The sequence below is a fragment of the Streptomyces speibonae genome (assembly GCF_984686075.1).
The window spans coordinates 1,404,751-1,429,285 of the sequence record NZ_OZ480260.1 but is presented as its reverse complement, the minus strand read 5'-3'; the positions used below and the strand labels follow the sequence as shown (position 1 = coordinate 1,429,285).

Here is a 24,535-nt window from a genome sequence, read left to right as displayed (position 1 = left end):
CATGGCACAGGACTTCTACGAGGTGCTGGGCGTGTCACGGACCGCGAGCCAGGACGAGATCCAGCAGGCATATCGCAAACTCGCCCGCAAGTACCACCCCGACGTCAACACGGACCCGGGGGCGGAGGAACGCTTCAAGGACCTCAACGAGGCATACAGCGTCCTGTCGGACCCCAAGACCCGCGCCCGTTACGACCGCTTCGGAGACGACTTCCGCAAGATCCCGGAGGACTTCGACGAACGGGTCGCGGCCGGAGCGCGCGGCGGCTTCCGCGCTCGGAGGACCGCTGGAGCGGGCGGTCCCCGCGTCCGGTACACCGGCTTCGGCGACGACTTCGCAGCGGGGGGCGTCAACATCGAGGACCTGCTCGGCTCGCTCTTCGGAGCAGGCGCCGCGCCCGGCGGTGTACCGGGGGCCGACCAGGAGGCCGAGCTGCCGCTCACCGTCGAGGAGGCATATCGGGGCGGCCGCCGCACCGTCACGCTCGCCGGCCCCGCGGGGCAGCCGCGACGGTACGAGGTCGACGTACCGCCCGGCGTCACCGACGGGCAGCGCATCCGGCTCGCGGGCGAGGGCGGCCGGGGCAGTGGTGACGCACCCGCGGGTGACCTGTACCTACGGGTGCGCATCCAGCCCCACCCCCGGTTCCGGCTGGACGGCCGCGACGTCCACGTACAGGTCCCCGTCACCCCCTGGGAGGCGGCCCTGGGGGCGACCGTGCCGGTGCCCACCCCCGGCGGCGGCACGGCCAAGGTCACGGTGCCCGCGGGCTCCTCCAGCGGCCGTCGGTTGCGGCTGCGCGGCGAGGGCATGCCGAACCCGCGCGGCGCGAACGGTGACCTGTACGCCGAACTCCGCGTCATGGTGCCGCCCGCCCTCGGCGACCGGGAGCGCGAGTTGTTCGAGGAGCTCGCCGCCACCTCTTCGTACGACCCCAGGAGGACGTGATGAGCGAGCGACCCTCATGTGCGGCGACCGGCGGTCAGGCCGCCCGGGCCGACGCGGGCGGGCGCCCCGTACGGACGAGCGCCGGGTCCACGGCCGTGCGGTACGCGCTCGTCCCCGTGCCCAGGCTTTCCCTGGACACCGTGGCCCGCCGCTCGGGCCTCCACCCCGACCTGGTCCGCCGGTTCGTCGCCCTCGGCCTGGTCGACGCCGAACGCGACGCCGCGGGGCACCTCGTGTTCGACCCCGCGGCCCCGGCGGTGCTCGCCCGCGTCCAGCGGCTGCGCTCCGGACTCTGCCTCAACTACGCATCCATCGGTCTGGTGCTCGACCTGCTCGACCGCATCAGCCTGCTCGAAGCCGCACTGCGCGACCGCGGCAGGAGGAGTGACTCACCCCCATGGACATGAACCGTCTCACCCAGAAGTCACAGGAAGCCCTCCAGGAGGCGCAGACCGCCGCCGTCCGCATGAGCCAGACGGAGGTCGACGGTGAGCATCTGCTGCTCGCGCTCCTCGACCAGGAGGACGGCCTGATCCCGCGGCTGCTGCAACAGGCGGGCAGGGAGTCCGGGGAGCTCCGTGCGGCTGTGCGTGAGGAGCTTTCCCGCCGGCCCAAGGTGACCGGCCCGGGTGCGGCGCCGGGCCAGGTGTTCGTCACCCAGCGCCTGTCGCGGCTGCTGGATGCGGCCGAGCGGGAGGCCAAGCGCCTCAAGGACGAGTACGTGTCCGTGGAACACCTTCTGCTGGCCCTGGCCGAGGAGGGCTCGTCCACCGCCGCCGGACGGCTGCTCAAGGAGCACGGCATCACCCGGGACTCGTTCCTGAGCGCGCTGACCCAGGTCCGCGGCAACCAGCGCGTGACCTCGGCAAACCCCGAAGTGGCCTACGAGGCGCTGGAGAAGTACGGCCGCGACCTGGTCGCCGAGGCCAGGGACGGCAAACTCGACCCGGTCATCGGCCGGGACGCCGAGATCCGCCGCGTCACCCAGATCCTCAGCCGCAAGTCCAAGAACAACCCGGTCCTCATCGGCGATCCCGGCGTCGGCAAGACCGCCATCGTCGAAGGCCTGGCCCAGCGCATCGTCCGCGGCGACGTCCCCGAGGGTCTGCGCGACAAGACGGTGTTCGCACTCGACATGGGTTCCCTGGTGGCCGGGGCGAAGTACCGGGGCGAGTTCGAGGAACGCCTCAAGGCGGTGCTGTCCGAGGTGAAGGCAGCCCAGGGGCACATCCTGCTCTTCGTCGACGAACTCCACACCGTCGTAGGCGCGGGCGCCGCCGAAGGAGCCATGGACGCGGGCAACATGCTCAAACCGATGCTCGCCCGCGGCGAACTCCACATGATCGGTGCCACCACCCTCGACGAGTACCGCAAGCACATCGAGAAGGACGCCGCCCTCGAACGCCGCTTCCAGCAGGTCCTGGTCGACGAACCGAGCGTGGAGGACACCGTCTCCATCCTGCGCGGACTGCGCGAACGCCTGGAGATCTTCCACGGCGTGAAGATCCAGGACACCGCGCTGGTATCCGCGGCCACCCTCAGCCACCGCTACATCACCGATCGGTTCCTGCCCGACAAGGCCATCGACCTCGTCGACGAAGCGTGCGCCCGGCTGCGTACCGAGATCGACTCGATGCCCGCCGAACTCGACGAGATCACCCGCCGCGTCACCCGCCTGGAGATCGAGGAGGCCGCCCTCTCCAAGGAGACCGACCCCGCGAGCAAATCCCGCCTGGAGGAGCTGCGCAGGGAACTGGCCGACCTGCGCGGCGAGGCCGACGCCAAGCAAGCCCAGTGGAAGGCCGAACGGCAGGCGATCCGCCGCGTGCAGGAACTGCGCCAGGAACTGGAGCAGGTCCGCCACGAGGCGGAGGAGGCAGAACGCGCCTACGACCTCAACCGCGCCGCCGAACTCCGCTACGGCCGCCTCCAGGATCTGGAGCGCCGGCTCGCCGCAGAGGAGGAGCAACTGGCCGCGAAGCAAGGGGAGAACCGGCTGCTGCGTGAGGTCGTCACCGAGGAGGAGATCGCCGAGATCGTCGCCGCCTGGACCGGCATCCTCGTCGCCCGCCTCCAAGAGGGCGAGCGTGAGAAGCTGCTGCGCCTCGACGAGATCCTGCGCGAGCGCGTCATCGGCCAGGACGAGGCCGTTCAGCTCGTCGCCGACGCCATCATCCGCGCCCGCTCCGGCATCCGCGACCCTCGCCGCCCCATCGGATCGTTCATCTTCCTCGGTCCCACCGGCGTCGGGAAGACCGAGCTGGCCAAGACCCTCGCCCGGGCTCTGTTCGACTCCGAGGAGAACATGGTCCGCCTCGACATGAGCGAGTACCAGGAGCGGCACACCGTCAGCCGGCTGATGGGAGCCCCGCCCGGGTACGTCGGCTACGAGGAGGGCGGTCAGCTCACCGAGGCCGTACGCCGCAAGCCGTACTCGGTCGTGCTGTTCGATGAGATCGAGAAGGCGCACACCGATGTCTTCAACACCCTGCTGCAGATCCTCGACGACGGCCGCATCACCGACGCCCAGGGCCGCACGGTCGACTTCCGCAACACCGTGATCATCATGACGTCCAACATCGGCTCCGAGCACCTCCTCGACGGCGCCACCGCGGAGGGCGAGATCAAGCCGGACGCCCGCGCCCTGGTGATGGGCGAACTGCGCGGGCACTTCCGCCCGGAGTTCCTCAACCGCGTCGACGACATCGTGCTGTTCAAGCCGCTCGGTGAGCGGCAGATCGAGCGGATCGTGGAGTTGCAGTTCGACGAGCTGCGCCACCGCCTCGCCGAGCGCCGCATCACCGTTGAACTCACCCGGGCAGCCCGAGAGCTGATCGCCCACCAGGGCTACGACCCGGTGTACGGGGCCCGCCCGCTGCGGCGCTACATCTCCCACGAGGTCGAGACGCTGGTCGGGCGCGCCCTGCTGCGCGGCGACGTCCAGGACGGCGCGAAGGTCCGCGTCGACGCCGAGCACGGAGAGCTGGTCGTCACCTACGACCGGCCCGAGGACGTGCAGGGAGCGAGGACGGCATGAGTACCGTGCAGGCCACCCACGTCACCTGCCCGCACTGCGGGCGCACCAACCGGGTACCCGTGGCCGCCGAGGGCCGCCCCAGGTGCGCCAACTGCAAGCAGCCGCTGCCGTGGATGGCCGACGCCGGCGACGACGACTTCACCGAGGTCGTCGAGCAGGCCACCGTGCCCGTCGTCGTCGACCTGTGGGCCACCTGGTGCGGCCCCTGCCGCATGGTGAGCCCGGCGCTGGAGAAGGTCGCCGCCGATCTCGCGGGAAAGATCAAGCTGGTCAAGGTCGACATCGACAAGAACCCGCGGCTGGCGCAGCGGTTCGAGGTCCAGGCGGTACCGACGCTGTTGGTCCTCGACAGAGGACGGACTATCGCCCGGCAGGCGGGTGCCGCACCTGCCCCTGCCCTGCAGCGGTGGGTGGAGCAGTCGATCGCGGGACGCGAACCGGCCGGGAAAGGATGATCAGCCATGACCGTAGGAACCGACCCCCACCTCGCGCTTGTCCGGCCGGTCCAGCCACTGACCCGTGAAGGGTGTCAAGAGTGTCTGCTGCTCGGCTCCCCGTGGGTCCACCTCAGGCTCTGCCTGAGCTGCGGCCACGTCGGCTGCTGCGATTCCTCGCCCAACCGGCACGCGCGCCGTCACGCCGCCGCCGACGGTCATCCGATCGTGGCGTCGCTGGAGCCCGGCGAGGACTGGCGGTGGTGCTTCGCCCACGAGGCGTTCGTGTGATGGCCGGCGACGAGACGCGGCCGGGCGCAGCGCCTGTGCCGGACGACGTGGAGGAGAGCGTCCCCTTCGAGACAGCTGACCTCTACGGCGCCTATCCCCGCCTGCCGGATGACCAGATGGCCCGTTTGGCGCAGCACGGTCGGCGGCGCGCTGTTGACGCCGGTGATGTGCTGATCCGGGAGGGGGAGCCGTGCGAGACGTTCTACGTCGTCCTCAGTGGTTCGGTCGCCATCGTCGAGGGCTACGGCACGACCGGTGAACGCCTGCTGCGTGTGCACGGCCCCGGCCGCTTCATCGGGGAACTCGGTCTCCGGAATGGGCAGGTGGCCTTCTACACCGCCGTGACCAGGGAGCCCGGTGAGGTCCTCGCCCTGTCCATGGATCAACTGCGAGACCTGGTGGCCCGGGACTCCGCCCTCGGCGATGTGGTGCTGCGCGCCTGCCTGGGCCGCCGTGCTCTGCTCGTCGGGCAGGGCGCCGGTTTCCGCATCATCGGCTCGCGCTATTCGCCCGACACCCGGCGGCTGCGCGAGTTCGCCGCCCGCAACCGGTTGCCGCACCGCTGGATCGATCTGGAGACCGACGAGGAGGCCGAGGCCCTGCTGCGCCGCTTCGGCGTCGGCCCGGCTCAGACACCGCTCGTCATCTGGCGGGACACCACTCTGTTGCGCAACCCCAGCAACGCGGAACTGGCCCGGCTCCTGGGCCTGCCGTCGCTGCCTGCCGGAAACCATCACGGCGATCTCCTGATCGTCGGTTCCGGACCCGCTGGTTTCGCCGCCGCGGTGAACGCCGCCTCGGAGGGTCTCGGCACGACCGTGGTCGAGGCCATGGCCACCGGCGGCCAGGCCGCCACGTCGTCCCTCATCGAGAATCTGCTCGGCTTCCCCTCCGGCATCTCCGGCGCCGAACTCACCGAACGCGCTGTGCTCCAGGCCGAGAAGTTCGGCGCCAGGATCAGCGTCCCGGTGGAGGCGGCTCGGCTCGAACCGCGGGACGGGCACTACGCCGTCGGGTTCGCCGACGGCAGCGAGATCACCGCCCGCACCGTCGTCCTGGCCACCGGCGCTCGCTACCGCCGCCTCCAGGTGCCCGGCATCGAACGCCTGGAGGGAACGAGCGTCCACTACTCGGCGACCGTCTACGAGGCCCAGCAGTGCCGCACCGACCCGGTGGCCGTCGTGGGCGGGGGCAACTCCGCGGGCCAGGCCGTGCTCTTCCTGGCCGGGTACGCACCGCAGGTGTATCTGCTCGTCCGTGGGCCGAGTCTCGAGGCGCACATGTCCCGATACCTGATCGATCAGATCGAGCGCCACCCGCGGGTGCGCGTGCTGCTGCACACCGAGATGACCGAGGCATTCGGCGACAAGGCGCTGGAGGCGGTCACCGTGGTCGACCACCGCACGGGCGAGCACCGCCGGCTCGTGGTGCGGGCCCTGTTCGTCTTCACCGGCGCCGACCCCCACACCGAGTGGCTGTCCGACGCGCTCGCCCTCGACGCGCGCGGCTTCGTGCTCACCGGCGCGGAGGCGCAGGCCTGTTCCGTCCCCGGGCTGTGGCAGAGCCAGGGCCGCGACTGCCTGACGTTGGAGACCAGCCTGCCTGGCGTCTTCGCCGTCGGCGACGTCCGCAGCGGCTCGGTGAAACGCGTGGCCTCCGCGGTCGGCGAAGGCTCGATGAGCATCCACTTCGTGCATCGCTACCTGGGCCACACGGCCGCGCCCGGCGGCACCGACAGCTCACCGCGCACCCGTCCGAAGGAGTCCGCTTGGCTCGCATGACACCAAGGGGACGACGAGATCACGAGAAGGAGAAGGAGGCGATGGGAATGGCCACTCCCGTCCTGCACCACCGAGGTGCCGTAACGCCGGCCGGGCCGCTCGGCTGGGCACGCAATCCGCTGACGGAGTTCGACCAACTGCTCAACGAGATGAGCGGGCTGATCGAATCCACGGTGGGAGGTACGGCGCCCGCAGTCGCGTGGACACCCCTGGCGGATGTCACGGAGTCCGACGACGCCTTCCACGTCGAGATCGAGCTCCCCGGCGTCAAGAGCAAGGACATCGACGTCGAGGCGAGCGGCCAGGAACTGGTGGTCACCGGAGAGATCAAGGAGAAGGAACGCAAAGGCGTCCTGCGCCGGAGCACCCGCCGCACCGGGGCCTTCGAGTACCGGCTGCGGCTGCCCGGAGAGGTCGACACGGACAAGATCAATGCGCAGATGTCGGACGGGGTGCTCACCATCACCGTCCCCAAGGCCGAGGTCGCAAGGCCCCGGCACGTCGAGATCAGCGAGACGAGCGAACGCAGCGGCTGACGCGCACGCCGCGGTTCCGGACACCCGTCCGGAACCGCGGCCGGGCCGGCGGGCCGCGACATCCGGGGTGAGTCGTGCATGACGTCCTGTGTCAGGAGCCCTCACGCGGTGGAGATGCGCCACCGGCCCGCTTGCGGTGCCGCAGGCGCCAGGCGCGCACCAGCCGGAGGGGGAGCAGGCCCAGCGGTGCTCGCCGGCCCAGGTCCGCCAAATCCTCGCGGTCGAATGCCCGTGCGTAACGCTCGGCGTCCTGGGGCGTGGGATACCGCTTGCTTCCCTTGGCTCCGCACTCCCGCGCGCAGTGCCAGACCATCGTGTCGCCCTCGTTGAGAAAGCGATAACGGTGTCCGAGAAGGCGGCAGCGCAGCACAGAAGACACCCTAGACGGACCGGCCCACTCCGGCCTGTTCTGCTCCACTCCCGGCAACAGCCCGTGGCGCTGAACGAGGAGGCATGGCATGACCACCACCGCCGAGCTTGGTGTCGTCACCACCAAGGTCCCCGCCCGGCTTGACCGGCTGCCGTGGTCCCGATTCCACTGGCGGATCGTCATCGGTCTGGGCACCGTCTGGATTCTGGACGGACTCGAAGTCACGATCGTAGGGGCAGTCGCCGCCCGCATGACCGAGCCGGGCAGCGGCATCAGCCTGACCAGCGCCCAAATAGGGACTGCCGCAGCCATCTACGTGGCAGGCGCATGTGCGGGCGCTCTCCTGTTCGGGAGGCTCACCGACCGCTACGGGCGCAAGAAGCTGTTCATGCTCACGCTCGGCATCTACATCCTCGCCACCGTCGCGACAGCGTTCGCCCACGACGCCTGGTACCTCTATCTCGCCCGCTTCATCACCGGGATGGGCATCGGCGGAGAGTACGCGGCGATCAACTCGGCCATCGACGAACTGATTCCGGCCCGCAACCGCGGGCAGGTGGATCTGGCCATCAACGGCAGCTACTGGGTCGGTGCGGCGCTCGGCAGCCTGGTCGCCGTGCTGCTTCTCAACGAGAGTCTGCTGGCAGCCGACCTCGGCTGGCGGCTGGCCTTCGGCCTGGGCGGGGTCCTGGGCCTGGGCATCATGCTGGTACGCCGTCATGTGCCGGAGAGCCCACGCTGGCTGTTCATCCACGGGCGTGAAGACGAGGCGGAACGCATCGTCGACCGGATCGAGGCCGAGGTGCACCAGGAGACCGGCCGCGAGTTGCCGGAACCGGGCGAGGCGGTGACCGTACGGCAGCGCGACGTCATCCCGTTCAGGGAGATCGCCGGCACGGCTCTGCGGCGGTACCCGCGTCGCGCCGTTCTCGGTCTGGCGCTCTTCGTCGGACAGGCGTTCCTCTACAACGCGATCGTCTTCGACCTGGGCACGATTCTGAACGGCTTCTTCGACATCGGCTCCGGCTCGATCCCCTACTTCATGACGCTCTTCGCCATCGCGAACTTCCTCGGACCACTCCTTCTCGGTCGGCTGTTCGACACCGTGGGCAGGAAGCCGATGATCACGGGCACCTACTTGGGCTCGGCAGTCGTGGCGACCCTCCTCGCCATCCTGCTGATCAGCGGCTCCTTGACGGCATGGTGGTTCTTCCTGCTGGTCTCGCTGACCTTCTTCGTGGCGTCCGCGGGAGCGAGCTCGGCCTACCTGACGGTGAGCGAGGTCTTCCCCATGGAGACCCGGGCCTTGTCCATCTCACTGTTCTTCGCGATCGGCACGGCCGTGGGCGGAATCACCGGCCCGCTGCTGTTCGGCCATCTGATTCACAGTGGCAACGCGGATCTGGTGGCCATCGGATTCCTGGTCGGAGCGGCAGCCATGGCGTTGGGTGGGCTGGCCGAGATCTTCTTCGGTGTCCGGGCCGAACAGCAGTCTCTGGAGAACATCGCCCGGCCGCTCACCGCTGAGGAAGCCGACGCAGCCTGGCGCAACGAGCCCGCGCCTCAGGACGTACGGGACCGAAGCCGGCCCGAGCACGTTCGGCGGGCCGCGGAGGAGCGGAAACAGCGGATCGACGACCGCACCGCCCGCCGCCGGGAGCGGGAGAGCGCTGGAGCCCGCCGCTACCGTCCGGGCACCGGACCGGGCAGCAGGATGTACTCGCCGGGGATGGCCGGCACCGCGGGCACGGCAAGCCGTACGTCCGCCATGGCCGACCAAAGCCTCGACAACGAGGTCGAGGAGATAGCCCACTCGCTCCGGGAATCCGGTCCGACGAGCCGCGACCAACTCGAACAGTCCGTGCGCGGCCGTTCCTGGGGCCCCGGACGCTTCCGCCGTGCCCTGCGTGAGTCCGAGCGGGAGCACCGGGTCAAGGTCCTTGCGAACGGCAGGTACGCGCCGGGGGACGGATCCGACCGGCCCGAGAGCACCCAAGAGGGACCCCGAGACCAGCGGTGACCGGGCAGAAGGAGACAGCGATGAAGTACGACGCATTCCTGGCCCGTGTACGTGAGCGAGGCGAATACGAGGACAGGAACGAAGCCGAAGGCGTCACCAACGCCGTGCTGGACGTGCTGGCCCAACGGATCAGCCCGGGCGAGGTCGAGGATCTCGCATCCCAGCTGCCCGGCCCGTTGGGAGACGTCCTGCTGCGGGCAAGGCCGGCGCAGGCTGAGAGCTTCGGGATCGAAGAATTCTACCGCCGGGTCGCCGAGCGCACCAACGCCCGGCCACGTACGGCGCAGTGGGACGCCAGCGCTGTCCTGACCACCGTTGCCGACGCTGTCACCGGCGGAGAACTGAATCAGATCATCAGCCAGCTCCCCTCAGGCTACGCGGCCCTGTTCGGCAAGGCCGACCTGGCGGACTGAGGCCGTGAGGCACCTGGAACGAAAGGTCACAGAAATGGTTGACACGGGTTTCTCCTCGTTCGACACCATGGTGGACAAGGCCAATCGGCTCCTCAGGGACATCGAGGAAGCCTTCGGATGGCCCAAGGAACGGCGTAGGCAGTCGTACGCGGCGCTGCGGGCCGTGCTGCACCCGCTCCGGGACCGTCTCCCGGTGGATACGGCCGTACAGTTCGGCGCCCAGCTGCCGACCATCATCAGGGGCATCTACTACGACGGTTGGAAACCAGCCGAAGTGCCCGTAAAGATGCACAATGACGAGTTCCTCGCACGAGTCCGGCAGGAATTCCCCTATGCGGTCGTGGGTGGCACCGAGAGGCTGGTGCGCACCACCCTGCACACTCTGGCGCTGCACGTGAGCACCGGCGAATGGGAGCACCTCAAAAGCCGGGTGCCGGACTCGTTCGGCGCGCTCATGCCCGACGTGGAGAAGGAGGAGGAGCTGGTCACGGATCAGGGGGCTGCCACTCGAACATCAGAATAGTGGCGTCGTCGGTGAGTTTGTTGTGCCGGTGATCGAGGATGGCATGGATCAGCAGGCGCAGCACTTCCGGGGCGTTCTGCCCCGCTGCGGTCGACCGGATGATGTAGTCGGTGAAGCGCTCCAGGCCGAACTCCTCGCCCGCCTCGTTGCGTGACTCCACGACGCCGTCCGAGTAGAGCAGTATGCGGTCACCGGGTTCGAGGCCGACCTCGTGCACCTGGCGGTCGGTCTCGGCGAGACGCGCAGGCAGCCCCAGCGGAGGCTCAGCCGACCGCTCCAATGCCTTGTCGAGCAGACGGTGGTGACGGATGAGCAACGGAGCTGGATGACCGCAGTTGCACCATGTCAGCACGCCGGTGCGCATGTGCAACTGCGTGAAGACACCCGTGCAGAACTGCTCCGGAAGCCACTTCGCCAGCGCATCGTCCACTGTGCCCACGAGTTCGTTGAGGCCCGCCCCGCTGCGTCGGGCATTACGGCAGCCCGCCATGGCGACAGCGGTGGTCAGTCCGGACGCCAGATCGTGCCCCATGCCGTCGAGGATGGTGGTGTGCAGGATGTCCTCGGTGAATACGTGATCGAAGGCATCGCCGCCCAATTCGTACGCAGGCTCGAGAGCCGCCGTCGAAACAACCCGCCCGGTGCCGATCGACCGGGGAGGGAGAAAGGCTCTCACCATCTCCGTGTGCAGATGCATCGGCCTGGTACGCATGCGCTGCGCGATGGTGTCGCTGTAGGTGCGCTTGGATGTGATGATCAGTGCGAGGAGCATCGCCGTCGTGCGGCAGCGCCGCAATGTGAGCCCGTCGAGGGTGCCCATAGTCCATTTCAGAACGCCCAGCCGCTCCGCTCCGTCGGCCAGGGGCAGCCAAACGTTCAGCTCATCGGACGGGGTTTCCTCCACTCGGAGTGAGTTGGTGCGGTACGTCCATCCCGCCAGGGACGTCCCGAGATCCAGATCGGGCTCGCCCTCGACAAACGGCACCAGCAGTCTTTGCTGGAGGTCGACCAGATAGATCGCTGCTGTCCCCAGGCCCATGGCCTCGGCGTACCGGTTCAGGACGATGGGCAATTCCGCGGGTGATGCCGCCTGGGACGCCCTGACGAATTCCTCCAGCATCAGTTCCGCCGACCCGACGGACGCGTTCCTGTCCATGCATTCGATGATTCCCGAGACGACGAGCCGCGCAAGCCGCACACCGGTCGGCCGCAGCAGCCGGCGGGGTCGCAACCGCCCCTTACAGAAGCAGGTCGAAGACAGCTCGGGCTTCGTCCCAGTGCCGGGTCTGGGGGTTCTTCAGATCGGGGTGGAGAATCTTGAAGCTCTCGGCAAGAGCGAGGCTGAGTCCGCCGATGATCTCCGGGTAGGCCGCCTCGGTGTCCGGGTCGGGCGTGCGGTCGAGAGGGGGGTGGGTGGCGAGCTGTTCCAGGATCGGCTTGAGTTCTACTTCCTCGTCGATATTCCGGAAGCGATGAATGCTCTCCTGCAGGCCTTTCGTGATCGGCAGGTCTGAGGTTCGGACGATGTCGCGCGCGTTGGCCTTGGCCGTGGCCTGGGCGACGGTCAGCAGATCGTAGAGCTTGGCGTCGACGAAGTCGCTGTAACGCTTGAGATCGTTCTTGTCGACGTCCAGCCCTGCGGCCGTACGGAAGAACCTCTCGAACCTGGCGATGGACATCACGGTCATGACGGTAACCTCCGGCTGCGGGCGCCGGGTGGCTCCCGGCGCCTGGGCTTCCCAGCCAGCCTGGCCGACGGGGGCACGCGAACGCATGCACATGTCGGGCCCAATTAGCCTTCCTGTATTGCCCTGCCAGGCCCAGGCGTCCGACAGCCCGGGTTGTTGGACGGGCGTGCGGACCCGGCGCAGGGTCGGAGCCCGCTCCGGAGAGGCCGGTGAGCTGCAAGCCAGGGCAGGTTGACTCATCCCACCCACCGGCCGCCCCGAGCGGGCAGGACGTATTGCTGTGCCTCGCAGGCGCTCTGGATTTCCCGCGTGGCAGGGCTCTGCCGGCCTCCGGCTCCGGGGCCGGGAACGGAGAAGCGGGTGGTCGATGGTGCGGCGTGCAGTGCGTGCCGGAGCGGGTGTTCGCGGCGGCACACTTGATGCCGGCCCGGTGGTGGGAGCAGGCCCTGTGTCGAGAAGACGAGGCGGTCCGGCCGTACTGCCTGCCGCCTGCTGGCGGAGGCAGGCGTGTCACGCGGCGTCGACGTTACCTCGGCGGCGTCTATGGGCACTCGGGACCGCGGGACAGCCGACTAGGAGCTGTCCGGGCGATCATGTGACCGCTCTGTGCCTGGTTCGTTGTTGCGGGCATGGGGCGGGGCGATCTGACGGATGCGGAGTGGGAACGGCTGCGGCCGTTCCTGCCGGTGAGTAATGGACGTTGTGGCCGGTGGCGGGATCACCGACAGGTGATCGACGGGATTCTGTACCGAGTGCGGACCGGGGTGCAATGGCGGGATCTTCCAGAGCGGTTTGGCCCCTGGAAGACCGTCTATGAACGCCACCGGCTGTGGTCGGCCGACGGCACGTGGGAGCGTCTGCTGCAGCAGGTCCAGGCCGCCGCCGACATCGCGGGCGAGATCGACTGGGACGTCTCGGTGGACTCCACCATCGTGCGCGCCCATCAGCACGCGGCCGGTGCCCGGACCGGACCGCCGCCGGCACCCGCGTCAAAGGGGGCCGAAGCGGCAGAACATCAGGGCGAAACGCCGTGGCAGAGCCTGCTCGCCCGGCTGGTGGAGGTGGTGCGGGAGGTGAGGGCCTGGGCCGCTCGCGGGGCGGGTTCACCAGCAAACTCCACCTGAGCGCCGACGGCCGCTGCCGCCCGCTGTCTTTGGTCGTCACTGGCGGACAGCGGGCGGACTGCACCCAGTTCCAAGCAGTGTTGGCCAAGATCCGGGTTCCTCGGGTCGGTTCGGGACGGCCGCGCACGAAGCCCGACAGTCTCGCGGCCGACAAGGGATACAGCAACGGCCCGTGCCGCGAGTACCTGCGGCGCCGTGGTATCCGGCACTCGATCCCGGAGAAGACCGACAGCCAGGCTGCTCGCCTGCGCAAAGGCTCACGCGGCGGACGGCCACCCGGCTTCGACGAAGGGCGGTACAAGAAGCGCAACACCGTCGAACGAGCGATCAACAGGCTGAAACAGTCCCGGGCCGTGGCCACCCGCTATGACAAGCGCGGCTACATCTTCCTCGGCACTGCCACCACCGCGGCTCTACTCATCTGGCTTCGGGGCTGAGTCCCGACCTCACAAGGCGATCGGCCGGTACGCCAGGGCCTGACCGACTACCTCATCAGCCGAAAGCTCCCGCTCCGGCGGCCAGAAGATCAAGTCGCTGACATAACCGGACGGACATGCCAGGGCTCTGTCGAGCCTGTCCAACCAGCCGTCCTGAGCTTCCCCCGTTGTGCGGGAGGTGCTGACTAGCTGGTCAGGAGGGGTTGGCGGGGTTTCAGGTTCACTGGTTCGGCCGCTGCCTGATCGGCGTAGTGCTTTTCCTCGAACTCGATGGGACTGAGGTAACCGAGTCGTTTCTGGATGCGGCGGGGGTTGTAGAACCCGTCGAGGTACTCGAAGAGCGCGAGGTTCGCCTCGGCCCGGGTGGTGAATACCCGGCCGCGGATGCACTCGGTCTTCACCAGCATCCACAGGTTCTCCGCCAGGGCATTGTCGAACGAGTCCCCGACCGACCCCATGGATGCCTCAACTCCCGCCCGGAGTAAGCGAGTGGTGAGTTTGATGGACGTGTACTGGCAGCCGTGGTCCGCATGATGAATGAGCGTGCCGGGTTCGACCTCGCGGGACGCGAGGGCGTACTCCAGCGTGGTGAGGACCAGGTCCGCGTCGGCGCGGGCGGAGGTCTCCCAGGCCACCACCCGGCGGGAGAAGGCGTCCCGGATCGCCGACAGCCACAGCGGCCCTTCCAGTGTGGGGATCATGGTGAGGTCGGTGACCCACAGCCGGTTCGGCTCGCTCGCGGTGAAGTCGCGCTGCACCAGGTCCGGGGCGAGGGCGGCGTCCGGATCGCGGCGGGTGAACCCCTTGCCGGGACGGCGTGGGCTGATGCCGGCCAGATCGGCCTCGCGCATCAGCCGCTCGACGCGTTTGCGGCCGATGCGTACGCCTCCGCGTGCGAGGACGGCATGCACGCGTGGGGATCCGTAGATCCCGCCGGAGTCGGCGTGGACCTTGCGGATCTTCTCGGTCAGTTCTGCGTCCTGGCGTTTGCGCTCGCACGGCTCCTTCTGCGCGCGGCGCCAGCGGTAGTAGGTGGACGAGGGGATGGAGAGTTCCCGGATGACGGGCTCGACACCGAGGTCACTGTGTTCGTCGACGAACGTCAGTACCTGCGCCGGGTCGTGTCGAGTTCCTGGGCGAAAAAAGCCGAGGCAGCTTTCAGGATCTCGTTCGACCGCTTGAGCTGGGCGTTCTCCTTACGCAGCGCCGTCAGCTCTTCCCGCTCGGCAGTGGTGAGCAGGTCGCCCCGCTCACCGGCATCGGCCTCGGCCTGCCGGATCCAGCCCCGCAGGGCCTCGTGGTGCACGCCGAGCTCCTCGGCCAGACGGCGGATCACCGGCTTCGGCTCGGAAGCGCGGTACATCCGCACCGCACGCTCACGCAACTCCAGCGGGTATTTCCTCGGTGCGGGCATCGTATGGGCTCCTCTCATGAGACCCATCCGACCCTCTGTCACCATCCGCCGCATCTCGGGGGAACCTCATCCACCTCGTCGTCAGAGGCGTAGTCCGCTTCCATGATCCGCTGCACGAGCGCGACCGCCTCCGCGCGAGTCATCTCCACAGCACCCATCACGTCCCTCCGCCGACTCACCCTAACGGGACGCGTGATCGCCCGGACAGCTCCTAGGAGGATCCGCTCATGCGGGTGTCGTCTCAGGGCGTTACGGTCGTGGCTCTCCTGGCGGATCCGGACGCGCCGACGGAGATCGCGCAGCGCATGGCCCGGACGCTTCCTGCTCGGCTCGCCGACAAGTCGGGCCAAGGGCGTCGGTTCGACGTCGAGGTTGTCAGTGAGCCCTTCACCTCCGGGACGGAGGACCCGCCCACTTTGATGCGCCGGATCATGGACCGTGGGAGTGCGGAGAACTGGGACATCGTCGTGGCCCTCACCGACCTTCCGCTGCACTCACACCGGCGCAAGCTCGCTGTGGATCTGAACCATGAACACGGCTTGGCGCTGTTCTTTCTCCCTTCGCTGGGAGGCCTGCGGCTGCAGACGAGGGCCCGGCGGGCCGTCGAAGAAGCCGTGCTCGGCTTGGCGGGTTCGCGAACCACTGAGGCTGAAGGATCTCCACGAAGTCAGCCGCTTCCGGGGCCCTTCGTCAATCGTCTCGCGCCTGTTCGTCCGGGCCGAACCGATGAAAAGGAGACCGACGATCTTCGGTACGCAGTCAGCGGGCCGCGCGGTTACCTGCGGGTGCTCGCCGGCATGGTCCGCGCCAACCGGCCGTGGCGACTGGTGCCGGGCTTGTCGAAAGCCCTGGCGGCCGCACTCGCCACGGGAGCAATCGCCACCGTGAACTCCACCGTCTGGACCCTGGCCCCGTCCCTCAGCACGCCACGCCTCGTGATTGCCACGGTCGGATCTGTCGCGATCATGAGCGGCTGGCTGATCATAGACGCGGAGCTGTGGCATCGATCAACGGAGAGTTCGCCGGAGGCGAGGCAGAGGGCGCGGCTGTACAACGCCTCGACGGTCGTGACCGTGGGTATCGGCGTGCTCGTCTGCTACGTGGGTTTGCTGGTCATCAACTGGGTGTGGGCGCTGTTCATCATCAACGACCAAGTGTTCGCTTCCGTGACACGAAACCCACTGCACGCCGAGGAGTACTTGACGTTGTCGTGGTTCGTCGCTTCGGTCGCCACCGTGGGCGGCGCGCTGGGATCGGGCTTGGAGAGCGACGAGGCGATCCGGGCAGCCGCCTACTCCAAGCGTGAACAGGAACGTCGCCACACGCTCCAAAACGATCGCGGTGACCAGCCCTCGAAGTGAACCGACACCGGCACGACTGGCTCCCGGACCGGGGCCGCTCCACAACAGCCGGGAGGTCGGCCAGGGGGTGCGCGTCCGCCGAGCGTGGTGCCGTCAGGAGGCGGCGGCGCGGCCGACGCGCCCCGGCAGGGCGTTCCGGCCAGGCTCACATGAGTGAGGTGGCCGCGGACCTTCGGGGAGGTCACGCGATCCGGGCTCACGATCGAGGAGGCGCGGCTGGTCTCCCCTGCTTACGCCGTGTCCGCCGCCCTCGGTGCGTACTCCGCGGGTGCCGCCACCTTCCAGCGGGCCCGGCGTCCGCGCAAGGTGATCGCGCTCGGCGCGGGCGCGGGGCTGGCGCTCAGCACCTTCGGGGGGCTACCTGGCGGCGGGGCGACTCGTGACGCTCCTCCCGCTGCTGGCCGTATGGGCCTTTGCCGCGGGGATGGCGTGGTCCCTCGGATCGACTGCTGGGCTCGTCGCAGGGACGACGGTCGGCAGCATGCTGGTGACCATCACCCTGTCCACCAGCGTCGGGCGAGCCCTGGAACACGCCGGGGTCATCGCGTTCGGAGGTTGGCGCAGGCCGTACTGATCTTGCTGTTACCGACTCACCGCTGGTGGGCGCATCGTGACGCGCTGGCCGAAGGCCTGGCCGGCGTGGCGGACTACGCCCGCCGGCTCCGGCACGACCCGACCGCGCCGTTCGACCCGGAGCCGCTGATGACGACTCGGGACGCGGTCGCCGTGACGCCATCGCAGGCCCGCACCCGGCCCTCGTCCTCCACGGCCCGCGGGGGCTCGCCGAGCGCATCCTGCCGGTCGTCGCTGCGCTCGCCGAACGGACGTCGGCGCCCCGGAGGAGGGCCCTGGGCGGGACCGCGCACGGGAGTTGCTCGGCGCGGCCGCCGACGTCCTGGACGCGGCCGTCCGTTCGATCCGCCGCGGCACTCCCGCCGAGGTGCCGCCCGCGCGCGGAGGTCCTGCGCGGTGCGAGGAGGGCGAGGTGCTGGAGGGGCCCGCCCGGCAGGCCACCGAACGGCTGGTGGCCACGCTCGGCCATCTGAGCGCTTCCCGGCTGCCCCTGGAGCACGGCTACTGGGCGCCCACCGCCTCGGTGATGGTGATGCGGCCGGACTTCCACCGGACGTACGCGCGTGCGGTGGGCCGTCTCGCCGGGACCTTGGCGGGTGTCGCGCTCGCCACCGGCATGGTGCAGGCCCTGGGCCCGGACACCCCTGTGCTCGGCGTACTGGCGGTGGTCCCGGCGGCCCTGTCGTACACGCTGCTCCGTACCGGCTACGCCTACTCCCAGTGCTTCCACTGCCGCGTACGTCGCCTTCCTGCTCGGCATGGGCGGCCAGGCGTGGGAGCAGACGGTCCCGGAGCGGGTGGTGCTCACACATCGCGCCGACCTGCGCAAGGCCTTGTTGGCGAGCAGGGAGGCACGTGTCGCCTGGCAGGCGGCCTACGACCAGGCAAGGCAGGACCGGGCGGCCATGCTCATGGAGAGCCATGTCTGCCGGGCCGGCAGTCGATGTGTGTGAGCACAGGAATCCGGACTGGGGCGCGTGGAGGAGGCGCTCTACGCGTGGGAGGGCGCCGCCGGGGACCGGAGCCCGGTGCTACGGCGCGGGGCAGAGCTGCAGAAGCGGGCCCCGGAGGACCTCGCCGCAGCAGTGAGCCGCACACCCCTGGAACGGGACGTCAGCTCAGCTCGCGAGGAGCAAGGGGTGCGGGCGGCCCGTGGCTGATGAAGGTGACGGATCAGGACCCGCGCACCGGGGTGGGTGACGGCTACGGCGACCGTGAGCGCCGCGCCTCCTGCAGCGGGGCGTAGTCTCCCGGCCGTGTCGAGCGTCGCCACACGTACACCGCTGTCGCCATCACGAGAATCAGCCCCGCCAGGACGAGCAGTTCGATCCCCTCGACGTTCCACCGGAAGGACTTCTCCGCCTCGGCCGTCACGATGAGCACCTTGCGGATGCCGGCAATCAGGCCGACGACGAGGAACGGCTCCGCGTCGAGGGTCCGGTTCCTGATGGTGAGGCGGACTGTGTGCAGCAGCTCGGCCACGATGATCAGCACCAGGCTGCTGTCCAGGGCGGAGAGAACGATCGTCTCCTCGCGGTACGGCCCTTGGACCGACCGGATGACGTCATGGACGACCCCGACGGTCAGGATCCCCGCGAGCAGTACGAGGAGCGCCGCGACGACGAGGTGGATGCCGTCCTCGATGTGCTGGAGGAGGCCCTGTACCCGGCCGCCCTCGATCTTCGGGAGAATGGGTCGCACAGTCAGCATGCTAGGAGTGCCCCGGCCCGCAGGCGCTGCGTGCTGGGCGAACGGGTGGACGGGCGGATCTCTCCCTGTCGTGGCAGCCTGGGGAAGCGGCGGAGGACGACAGGCCTACCATGCAGCAGGGACCCAGAGGTAACCCGACGCGGACACAAACGGTAGGAAACCTGCGGGCCGCCCTGGCGCCGACCCGGGACGACGGAGCATCGGCTCCGCCTGGAGGACGGCGGCTGAGACATCGGCGTCTTCCTGACCCAGACCGACCATGAGGGCAGAGCGCACTCCGTGGCGGGCGCACCGTGGCGGAGGACGCAGGTGCACTGGAGGCGTGTGATGAGAGCTGACCGCTCCCACGAGAGCCGTGATGGTCACGTACTGACCCTCGATGCCGGCTCTTCGAGCCTCCACATCGCGCTGTTCACGGCGGACGGTGAACGGGTGGCGGATCGAGACGCCTCGAAGCCTCCGGGGCCTACTGCGGCGGCGCAACGGATGGAGAACCGCCAGTCGGACTCTCACCTTGGCGGGAGAGGACGCCCACTTAGGGCTTGCCGGGAATCAACACGTTGGTCAGATCTCGATGCTGCCGGGGTCAAGGAACCGGGCGATGTCATCTGGTGTGCGGAAGCGGGCTGTTGAGGCGGAGACTCGAACGCCTTGGGCGGCCAGGAGCGGGCGGACGTCTTTCGCAGCCCGGCTGACCGTCATGGCGGTGGTGTTGAAGAGCTGACCCAGGAGGTCCATGGTCGCGATCTTCCGCAGGTGGAGCACGGTGACCAGGACCTTATCGGCTGGGGTGAGCTTTGGCCTTGGCGCCCGCGCCGGGGGCCACCAGGCGCTCGTGGCCTCGGCGTGCGGCCATGTCGTAGATTCCGTACGGGATCGCCTTCTCGGCCTGGCTGGGGAAGTCGTGCGTCTTGACCTTCCCGGGCCACGCCGTCCGGCGCGTTCGAGTCGTTCGTGGAGGCTCTTTTGGTGCCGCACGTGGTCATGATCCCCGCCGGCTCACGGTGGGACAAGGCTTTCAGTCCAGGCCCAACCGGCTGGTTTTCAGGTGGCGATCGGAGCGTCCCGAAAGGTCTCCCGCTACGTCGTCCCGTCCTTCGGGACAGCAACCAATGCTTTGCTGCAAACTGGGAACAGCTGGCAGCTGTGCTGATGGAGGAAGCAGCGCGTCGACGTGAGGACCCGGCGAGAGTGCGGCAGGCAGGACACGCTGCGGCAGGGGCGCCCGTACACGCTGAGAGGCTCGGACTCGATCGACGAGGCCGGCGGCAGTGCCCGACGAGCCGGGCCACGGGGGCATCGAGTGGCCGGCTTCCCCGGGCTGTGTGAGATTTTGTGAGACGTGAGAGGGTCTGGGGCGTGAGTGAGACACCGTCGAACACCCTGCAATACCGCTTTGACGGGCCAGAAGAGGCCCCGGTCCTGATCCTCGGTCCCTCACTGGGTACCACATGGCACATGTGGGACCGGCAGGTCCCCGAGCTGACGAAGCAATGGCGTGTGTTCCGGTTCGATCTGCCCGGGCACGGCGGCGCGCCGGCCCACCCCGCGGGTTCCGTCGGCGAGCTCACCGCGCGGCTGCTCGCCACCCTCGAGGGCCTCGGCGTGCACCGCTTCGGGTACGCGGGCTGCGCGCTCGGCGGTGCCGTCGGGATCGAGCTGGCCCTGCGCCATCCCGAGCGCCTCGCGTCCCTCGCGCTGATCGCCGCCTCGCCCCGCTTCGGCACCGCGGACGAGTTCCGTCAGCGCGGGGTGATCGTGCGGACGAACGGACTCGATCCCATGGCGCGCTCCGCGCCCGAACGCTGGTTCACCGGCGGGTACGCCGCCGCCCAGCCCGCGATCACCGAGTGGGCCGTGCAGATGGTGCGCACCACCGACCCCGGCTGCTACATCGCCGCCTGCGAGGCCCTCGCCTCGTTCGACGTGCGCGCGGGGCTGGGCAGCGTCGGCGTGCCGACCCTGGTGCTGGTCGGCTCCGAGGACCAGGTCACCGGCCCGGCCGAGGCCCGCACCCTCGTCGCCGGCATCCCGGACGCCCGGCTCGCCGTCGTACCCGGCGCCTCCCACCTGGTGCCGGTCGAACAGCCGGCCGCCGTCACCGACCTGCTGGTGCGGCACTTCTCCACCGCGTGGCAGCCCGGCTTCGAGTCCGCCACCGGCCAGACCGCCCTGCCCGCCGCTCCGCTCCAGCCGGTGCCGTCCGTCGCCCCCGCCCAGCCCGCCCCCGTCGCCGAGATCGCTCCGGCCGCCGTGCCGCCGCAGCAGGGCAGGCCCGACCCGTACGACACCGGGCTCAAGGTCCGCCGCGAGGTGCTGGGCGACGCGCACGTCGACCGGGTGCTCGCGGGCACCGACGACTTCTCGGGCGACTTCCAGGAGCTGGTGACCCGCTACGCCTGGGGCGAGGTCTGGGAGCGCCCCGGCCTGGACCGGCGCACCCGCAGCTGTGTCACGCTGACCGCCCTCGTCGCCGGCGGTCATCTGGACGAGCTCGCCGTCCACACCCGGGCCGCGCTGCGCAACGGGCTCACCCCGGTGGAGATCAAGGAGGTGCTGCTCCAGGCGGCCGTCTACTGCGGCCTGCCGGTGGCGAACCGCGCCTTCCGGGTGGCGCAGCAGGTGGTCCGGGAGGAGACCACACCCCAGGAGTGAGCGCCAGGAGTGAGCCCCGGCGTGCGGCACGCCTGTGACGCACGAGGCAGGATGGACGTATGAAGTTCACAAAGTACTCGCATGCCTGCGTCCGCCTGGAGAAGGACGGGCGGGTGCTCGTCCTCGACCCCGGCGTGTTCACCGAGGAGGACGCCGCCCTGGGCGCGGACGCCGTCCTGATCACGCACGAGCACCCCGACCACTTCGACGAGGGGCGGCTGCGGGCCGCGCTGGAGGCGAACCCGGCGGCGGAGATCTGGACCCTGAAGTCGGTCGCGGAACAGATCTCGGCGGCGTTCCCGGGACGCGTGCACACCGTCGGGCACGGCGACACCTTCACCGCCGCCGGTTTCGACGTGCAGGTGCACGGCGAGCTCCACGCGGTGATCCACCCGGACATCCCGCGCGTCACCAACGTCGGCTACCTCGTCGACGGCGGGAAGGTCTTCCACCCCGGCGACGCCCTCACCGTCCCCGACCGCCCGGTCGAGACGCTGATGCTGCCCGTCGTCGCCCCCTGGAACAAGATCTCCGAGGTCATCGACTACGTCCGCGAGGTACGCCCGACGCGCGCCTACGACATCCACGACGCCTCGCTCACCGACCTGGCCCGGCCGATCTACGACCGTCAGATCGGCGCCCTGGGCGGCGCGGAGCACCTGCGGCTCGCACCGGGCGGCTCCGCCGAGCTGTAGGCGGACGGGTGGCGGCGGACAGGCGGGCAGCCGGGCAGCCGGGCGGTGGCGGGCAGGCGGACGGGCGTTGTCGGACCCTCCGGGTAGGTTGTGAGGCATGCGCATCGCCACCTGGAACGTGAACTCGATCACCGCCCGCCTGCCGAGGCTCCTGGCCTGGCTGGAGAGCAGCGGCACGGACGTGCTCTGCCTCCAGGAGGCCAAGGTCGCCGAGGAGCAGTTCCCGGCGGAGCAGCTGCGCGAGCTGGGCTACGAGTCGGCGGTGCACGCCACCGGCCGGTGGAACGGCGTGGCGGTGCTCTCCAAGGTGGGCCTGGCGGACGTCGTCAAGGGACTGCCCGGCGATCCCGGCTACGACGGCTCCGTCGAGCCCCGCGCGATCTCCGCGACCTGCGGCCCCGTCCGCGTCTGGTCGGTGTACGTGCCGAACGGGCGCGAGGTGGACCACCCCCACTACGCGTACAAGCTCCAGTGGTTCGAGGCACTGAAGGCCGCCGTGGCCGGCGACGCCCAGGGCAGCCGTCCGTTCGCGGTCCTGGGCGACTACAACGTGGCACCGACCGACGACGACGTCTACGACCGGTCCGCCTTCGAGGGCTCCACGCATGTCACCCCCGCCGAGCGCGCCGCCCTCGCCTCCCTGCGCGAGGCCGGCCTGACCGACGTCGTGCCGCGCCCCCTCAAGTACGACCACCCGTTCACGTACTGGGACTACCGCCAGCTCTGCTTCCCCAAGAACCGGGGCATGCGCATCGACCTGGTGTACGGCAACGCGCCGTTCGCGAAGGCGGTCAAGGACTCCTACGTCGACCGCGAGGAGCGCAAGGGCAAGGGCGCCTCGGACCACGCGCCGGTCGTCGTGGACCTGGACGTGTAGCGGGCCGCCCGCCGCCGGCCGGACCCGCGCGCCCTGTGGTGCGCGGGGCGGTACGGATGCCAGGCTGGCGGTATGAACATCCCATTCCTGGGCAATCGGCGCCGGAAGGTCGGGTTCCCCGACTCCGAGGGCATCGCCGAACTGCTCGCCGAATGCGAACTGTTGCGCTCCCAGGCGCACCGGGCGGGGGTCCGGCTGGACGATTCCCCGGCCTCGCTCGAGGCGTTGGACCAGCTGGTGCCGGGCTGGCGGGACGACGAGGAGACGTCGGACTGGCTGGGCAACGACGCGGGGCTGTACCTCGGCACCGTCATCGTGCGCACCGTGCCGGGAGCCGTGTGGCGGATCCGCCCCGACGGACAGCCGGTGGTACGGCTCGCCTCCGGCCGGGAGTTCGACGTGGTGGACGCGGGGCACGCGTGGGCGGCCAGCGGAGTGCCCGAGCTGTCGCAGCTGTACGCGGAGGTCGCCGAGGCCTGACGGACGGTACCGGCGCGCCGCCCGGTGAGATCGGCGCACCGCTCGGTGTAAATACGGCTAATGATCGACAAGTGCGTGTCGCACGCATCCGGTGATCTTGCCTGGATAGCGTGCGGCGACCAGCACAGGGCCGAGAACGAGTACACCGACGGAGGCGTCCGTCCGATCCTCGACTACGATGTTCCCTCCGTCCCGGCGGGGGAGGGGACTTCGCGCCAGGAGAGCGGACACCGCCGCCGGGGAGGGACCCACCGCGGACCCGCCCGCGGAGGAGGCGGTCACACAGGCCAGTCCCGTCCGGCGGCAGCCGGAGATCACTGCTCGCACGGCGGAGCGACGCGTACGACGGGTCGTCAGCCGGCGAGGAGAAGGTCAGCTGCGCGCCGGACGGGGGGCCGGATCGCTCAGTCCGCCGACTTCGCCTTGTGCGACGCCGGTGCCTGGGCCGGCAGCGGCGCCTGGGCCGCCTTGGTCACGTCCGCGACGAGCTCCACCACATCGGGGCCGTAGGCCTGGGAGTTGATCACCTTCAGCAGCAGGACGAAGGAGTGGGACCCGTGCTTGCGGGCCAGCCGCTCGTGGTTGCGGGCGAGATAGCGGGTGGCGGCCTGGTTGGTGATGGCACGCTGGCCGCAGAACAGGAACACCGGCCGCGCCTCGCGCCGTTCACCGGCGGTCAGCCGGGCCAGCAGCACGTACTCGGTGACGCCGGGATCCATGCGGTAGCGCTCGGAGCCGATCTGGAAGGCGCCCCGGTCCGGCCCCGGCTCCGGATCGACATTGACCCGCACCCCCGGCAGCATCGCCGCCATGTGGGCGACCATGCGGCGGTTCGACCCCGGACCGCCGACGCAGAACTCCGTCCGCTCCCCGAAGCCCTGGTGCGGCGCGTCCTGAGTGATCATCTGAACGTGCGCCCCGCAGTCCTTGATCAGCGCGGAGAGTTCGAGCAGCGCGAACACGTCGAAGCGGTGCACGGCGAGTTCCGCCGTCGCCGGATCGCGGTTGACGACGAGCAGCGACTCGGAGTTCGCCGGCAGGCCGAAGAAGTTCTGCTTGCGCCGGAGCTTCCGCCTCCACAGATAGGTACGGGCGATCCAGCCCAGCGCAGCACAGATGCCGGCGGACACCACACCCAGAACGAGATTGCGTACGTCGTCACTCATG

At 69.6% G+C, this 24,535-nt stretch carries 21 protein-coding genes and 4 pseudogenes; 17 read left to right on the top strand and 8 right to left on the bottom strand.

Annotated elements, in window-relative coordinates; genetic code table 11:
- The first annotated feature begins 1 nt into the window (after nt 1).
- From AC5L3C_RS06340 to AC5L3C_RS06295, 10 genes are all read left to right on the top strand, one after another.
- Complete coding sequence (locus tag AC5L3C_RS06340; protein WP_125503156.1) at nt 2-949, top strand: DnaJ C-terminal domain-containing protein; 948 nt, start codon at nt 2-4, stop codon at nt 947-949.
- Nucleotides 949-1,356 carry a chaperone modulator CbpM gene (locus AC5L3C_RS06335; protein ID WP_125503154.1) on the top strand — a complete coding sequence of 136 codons (408 nt, stop codon included), beginning with the start codon at nt 949-951 and terminating at the stop codon, nt 1,354-1,356. Before AC5L3C_RS06340 ends, AC5L3C_RS06335 begins: the two co-directional genes overlap by 1 nt.
- Nucleotides 1,347-3,986 (top strand): ATP-dependent chaperone ClpB, encoded by a 2,640-nt coding sequence (gene clpB / locus AC5L3C_RS06330; RefSeq protein ID WP_493647489.1) that lies wholly within the window; start codon nt 1,347-1,349, stop codon nt 3,984-3,986. Before AC5L3C_RS06335 ends, clpB begins: the two co-directional genes overlap by 10 nt.
- Nucleotides 3,983-4,441 (top strand): thioredoxin, encoded by a 459-nt coding sequence (trxA, locus tag AC5L3C_RS06325; RefSeq protein WP_125503150.1) that lies wholly within the window; start codon nt 3,983-3,985, stop codon nt 4,439-4,441. Before clpB ends, trxA begins: the two co-directional genes overlap by 4 nt.
- A 6-nt stretch (nt 4,442-4,447) precedes the next feature.
- Nucleotides 4,448-4,711, top strand: a complete 264-nt coding sequence (locus AC5L3C_RS06320) for a UBP-type zinc finger domain-containing protein (protein ID WP_125503148.1) — start codon at nt 4,448-4,450, stop codon at nt 4,709-4,711.
- Nucleotides 4,711-6,492 (top strand): FAD-dependent oxidoreductase, encoded by a 1,782-nt coding sequence (locus tag AC5L3C_RS06315; protein WP_493647486.1) that lies wholly within the window; start codon nt 4,711-4,713, stop codon nt 6,490-6,492. Before AC5L3C_RS06320 ends, AC5L3C_RS06315 begins: the two co-directional genes overlap by 1 nt.
- 47 nt (nt 6,493-6,539) lie before the next feature.
- Nucleotides 6,540-7,028: an Hsp20/alpha crystallin family protein gene (locus AC5L3C_RS06310; protein ID WP_411573087.1), complete on the top strand. Its 489-nt coding sequence runs from the start codon at nt 6,540-6,542 to the stop codon at nt 7,026-7,028.
- Nucleotides 7,029-7,486: 458 nt separating this feature from the next.
- Nucleotides 7,487-9,418: an MFS transporter gene (locus AC5L3C_RS06305; RefSeq protein WP_125503142.1), complete on the top strand. Its 1,932-nt coding sequence runs from the start codon at nt 7,487-7,489 to the stop codon at nt 9,416-9,418.
- Between the two features lie 20 nt (nt 9,419-9,438).
- The gene (locus AC5L3C_RS06300) at nt 9,439-9,831 is read left to right on the top strand and encodes a DUF2267 domain-containing protein (RefSeq protein WP_493647484.1); all 393 of its coding nucleotides are present in this window, start codon (nt 9,439-9,441) and stop codon (nt 9,829-9,831) included.
- A 34-nt stretch (nt 9,832-9,865) separates the two neighbouring features.
- Nucleotides 9,866-10,354, top strand: a complete 489-nt coding sequence (locus AC5L3C_RS06295; RefSeq protein ID WP_125503139.1) for a DUF2267 domain-containing protein — start codon at nt 9,866-9,868, stop codon at nt 10,352-10,354.
- Here the strand turns inward: AC5L3C_RS06295 and AC5L3C_RS06290 are convergent.
- Nucleotides 10,317-11,510, bottom strand: coding sequence for a PP2C family protein-serine/threonine phosphatase (locus AC5L3C_RS06290; RefSeq protein ID WP_493647482.1), 1,194 nt, complete (start codon nt 11,508-11,510; stop codon nt 10,317-10,319). The genes AC5L3C_RS06295 and AC5L3C_RS06290 overlap by 38 nt on opposite strands.
- Nucleotides 11,511-11,592: 82 nt before the next feature.
- Nucleotides 11,593-12,042, bottom strand: a complete 450-nt coding sequence (locus tag AC5L3C_RS06285; protein WP_125503135.1) for a DUF1931 family protein — start codon at nt 12,040-12,042, stop codon at nt 11,593-11,595.
- A gap of 629 nt (nt 12,043-12,671) precedes the next feature.
- Between AC5L3C_RS06285 and AC5L3C_RS06280 the strand changes: the two are divergent.
- Nucleotides 12,672-13,603, top strand: a pseudogene (locus AC5L3C_RS06280) (IS5 family transposase).
- Nucleotides 13,604-13,612: 9 nt separating this feature from the next.
- On the opposite strand, the pseudogene AC5L3C_RS06275 reads toward AC5L3C_RS06280, so the two are convergent.
- The 3 genes and pseudogenes from AC5L3C_RS06275 to AC5L3C_RS06265 form a co-directional block, all read right to left on the bottom strand.
- Nucleotides 13,613-13,759: pseudogene (locus AC5L3C_RS06275) on the bottom strand (bacteriocin immunity protein); the annotation flags it as partial.
- Nucleotides 13,760-13,788: 29 nt separating this feature from the next.
- Nucleotides 13,789-14,664, bottom strand: coding sequence for an IS3 family transposase (locus tag AC5L3C_RS06270; RefSeq protein ID WP_493653755.1), 876 nt, complete (start codon nt 14,662-14,664; stop codon nt 13,789-13,791).
- Nucleotides 14,665-14,705: 41 nt separating this feature from the next.
- On the bottom strand, nt 14,706-15,017 hold the full coding sequence (locus AC5L3C_RS06265; RefSeq protein WP_493647480.1) for a transposase: 312 nt from the start codon (nt 15,015-15,017) through the stop codon (nt 14,706-14,708).
- A gap of 227 nt (nt 15,018-15,244) precedes the next feature.
- Here AC5L3C_RS06265 and AC5L3C_RS06260 point away from each other — a divergent pair, with 227 nt between their 5' ends.
- Nucleotides 15,245-16,378: a hypothetical protein gene (locus AC5L3C_RS06260; RefSeq protein WP_493647478.1), complete on the top strand. Its 1,134-nt coding sequence runs from the start codon at nt 15,245-15,247 to the stop codon at nt 16,376-16,378.
- Nucleotides 16,379-16,531: 153 nt separating this feature from the next.
- Nucleotides 16,532-18,151: pseudogene (locus AC5L3C_RS06255) on the top strand (FUSC family protein).
- Between the two features lie 3 nt (nt 18,152-18,154).
- Here the strand turns inward: AC5L3C_RS06255 and AC5L3C_RS06250 are convergent.
- Complete coding sequence (locus AC5L3C_RS06250) at nt 18,155-18,661, bottom strand: phosphate-starvation-inducible PsiE family protein (protein ID WP_493647477.1); 507 nt, start codon at nt 18,659-18,661, stop codon at nt 18,155-18,157.
- A 564-nt stretch (nt 18,662-19,225) separates the two neighbouring features.
- Nucleotides 19,226-19,517: pseudogene (locus AC5L3C_RS06245) on the bottom strand (helix-turn-helix domain-containing protein); the annotation flags it as partial.
- 503 nt (nt 19,518-20,020) lie between these two features.
- On the opposite strand from AC5L3C_RS06245, the gene pcaDC reads away from it, so the two are divergent.
- From pcaDC to AC5L3C_RS06225, 4 genes are all read left to right on the top strand, one after another.
- A complete protein-coding gene (gene pcaDC / locus AC5L3C_RS06240; RefSeq protein WP_493647475.1) occupies nt 20,021-21,316 on the top strand; it encodes a bifunctional 3-oxoadipate enol-lactonase/4-carboxymuconolactone decarboxylase PcaDC in 1,296 nt (431 codons plus the stop codon).
- A gap of 59 nt (nt 21,317-21,375) precedes the next feature.
- Nucleotides 21,376-22,011, top strand: coding sequence for an MBL fold metallo-hydrolase (locus tag AC5L3C_RS06235; protein WP_125503083.1), 636 nt, complete (start codon nt 21,376-21,378; stop codon nt 22,009-22,011).
- A 97-nt stretch (nt 22,012-22,108) separates the two neighbouring features.
- Complete coding sequence (locus AC5L3C_RS06230; RefSeq protein ID WP_125503081.1) at nt 22,109-22,888, top strand: exodeoxyribonuclease III; 780 nt, start codon at nt 22,109-22,111, stop codon at nt 22,886-22,888.
- Nucleotides 22,889-22,960: 72 nt separating this feature from the next.
- Nucleotides 22,961-23,368, top strand: coding sequence for a DUF6278 family protein (locus AC5L3C_RS06225; protein WP_125503079.1), 408 nt, complete (start codon nt 22,961-22,963; stop codon nt 23,366-23,368).
- Nucleotides 23,369-23,772: 404 nt separating this feature from the next.
- Here AC5L3C_RS06225 and AC5L3C_RS06220 read toward each other — a convergent pair whose 3' ends face one another.
- Nucleotides 23,773-24,534 (bottom strand): hypothetical protein, encoded by a 762-nt coding sequence (locus AC5L3C_RS06220; protein WP_125503077.1) that lies wholly within the window; start codon nt 24,532-24,534, stop codon nt 23,773-23,775.
- Nucleotide 24,535 lies beyond the last annotated feature (1 nt).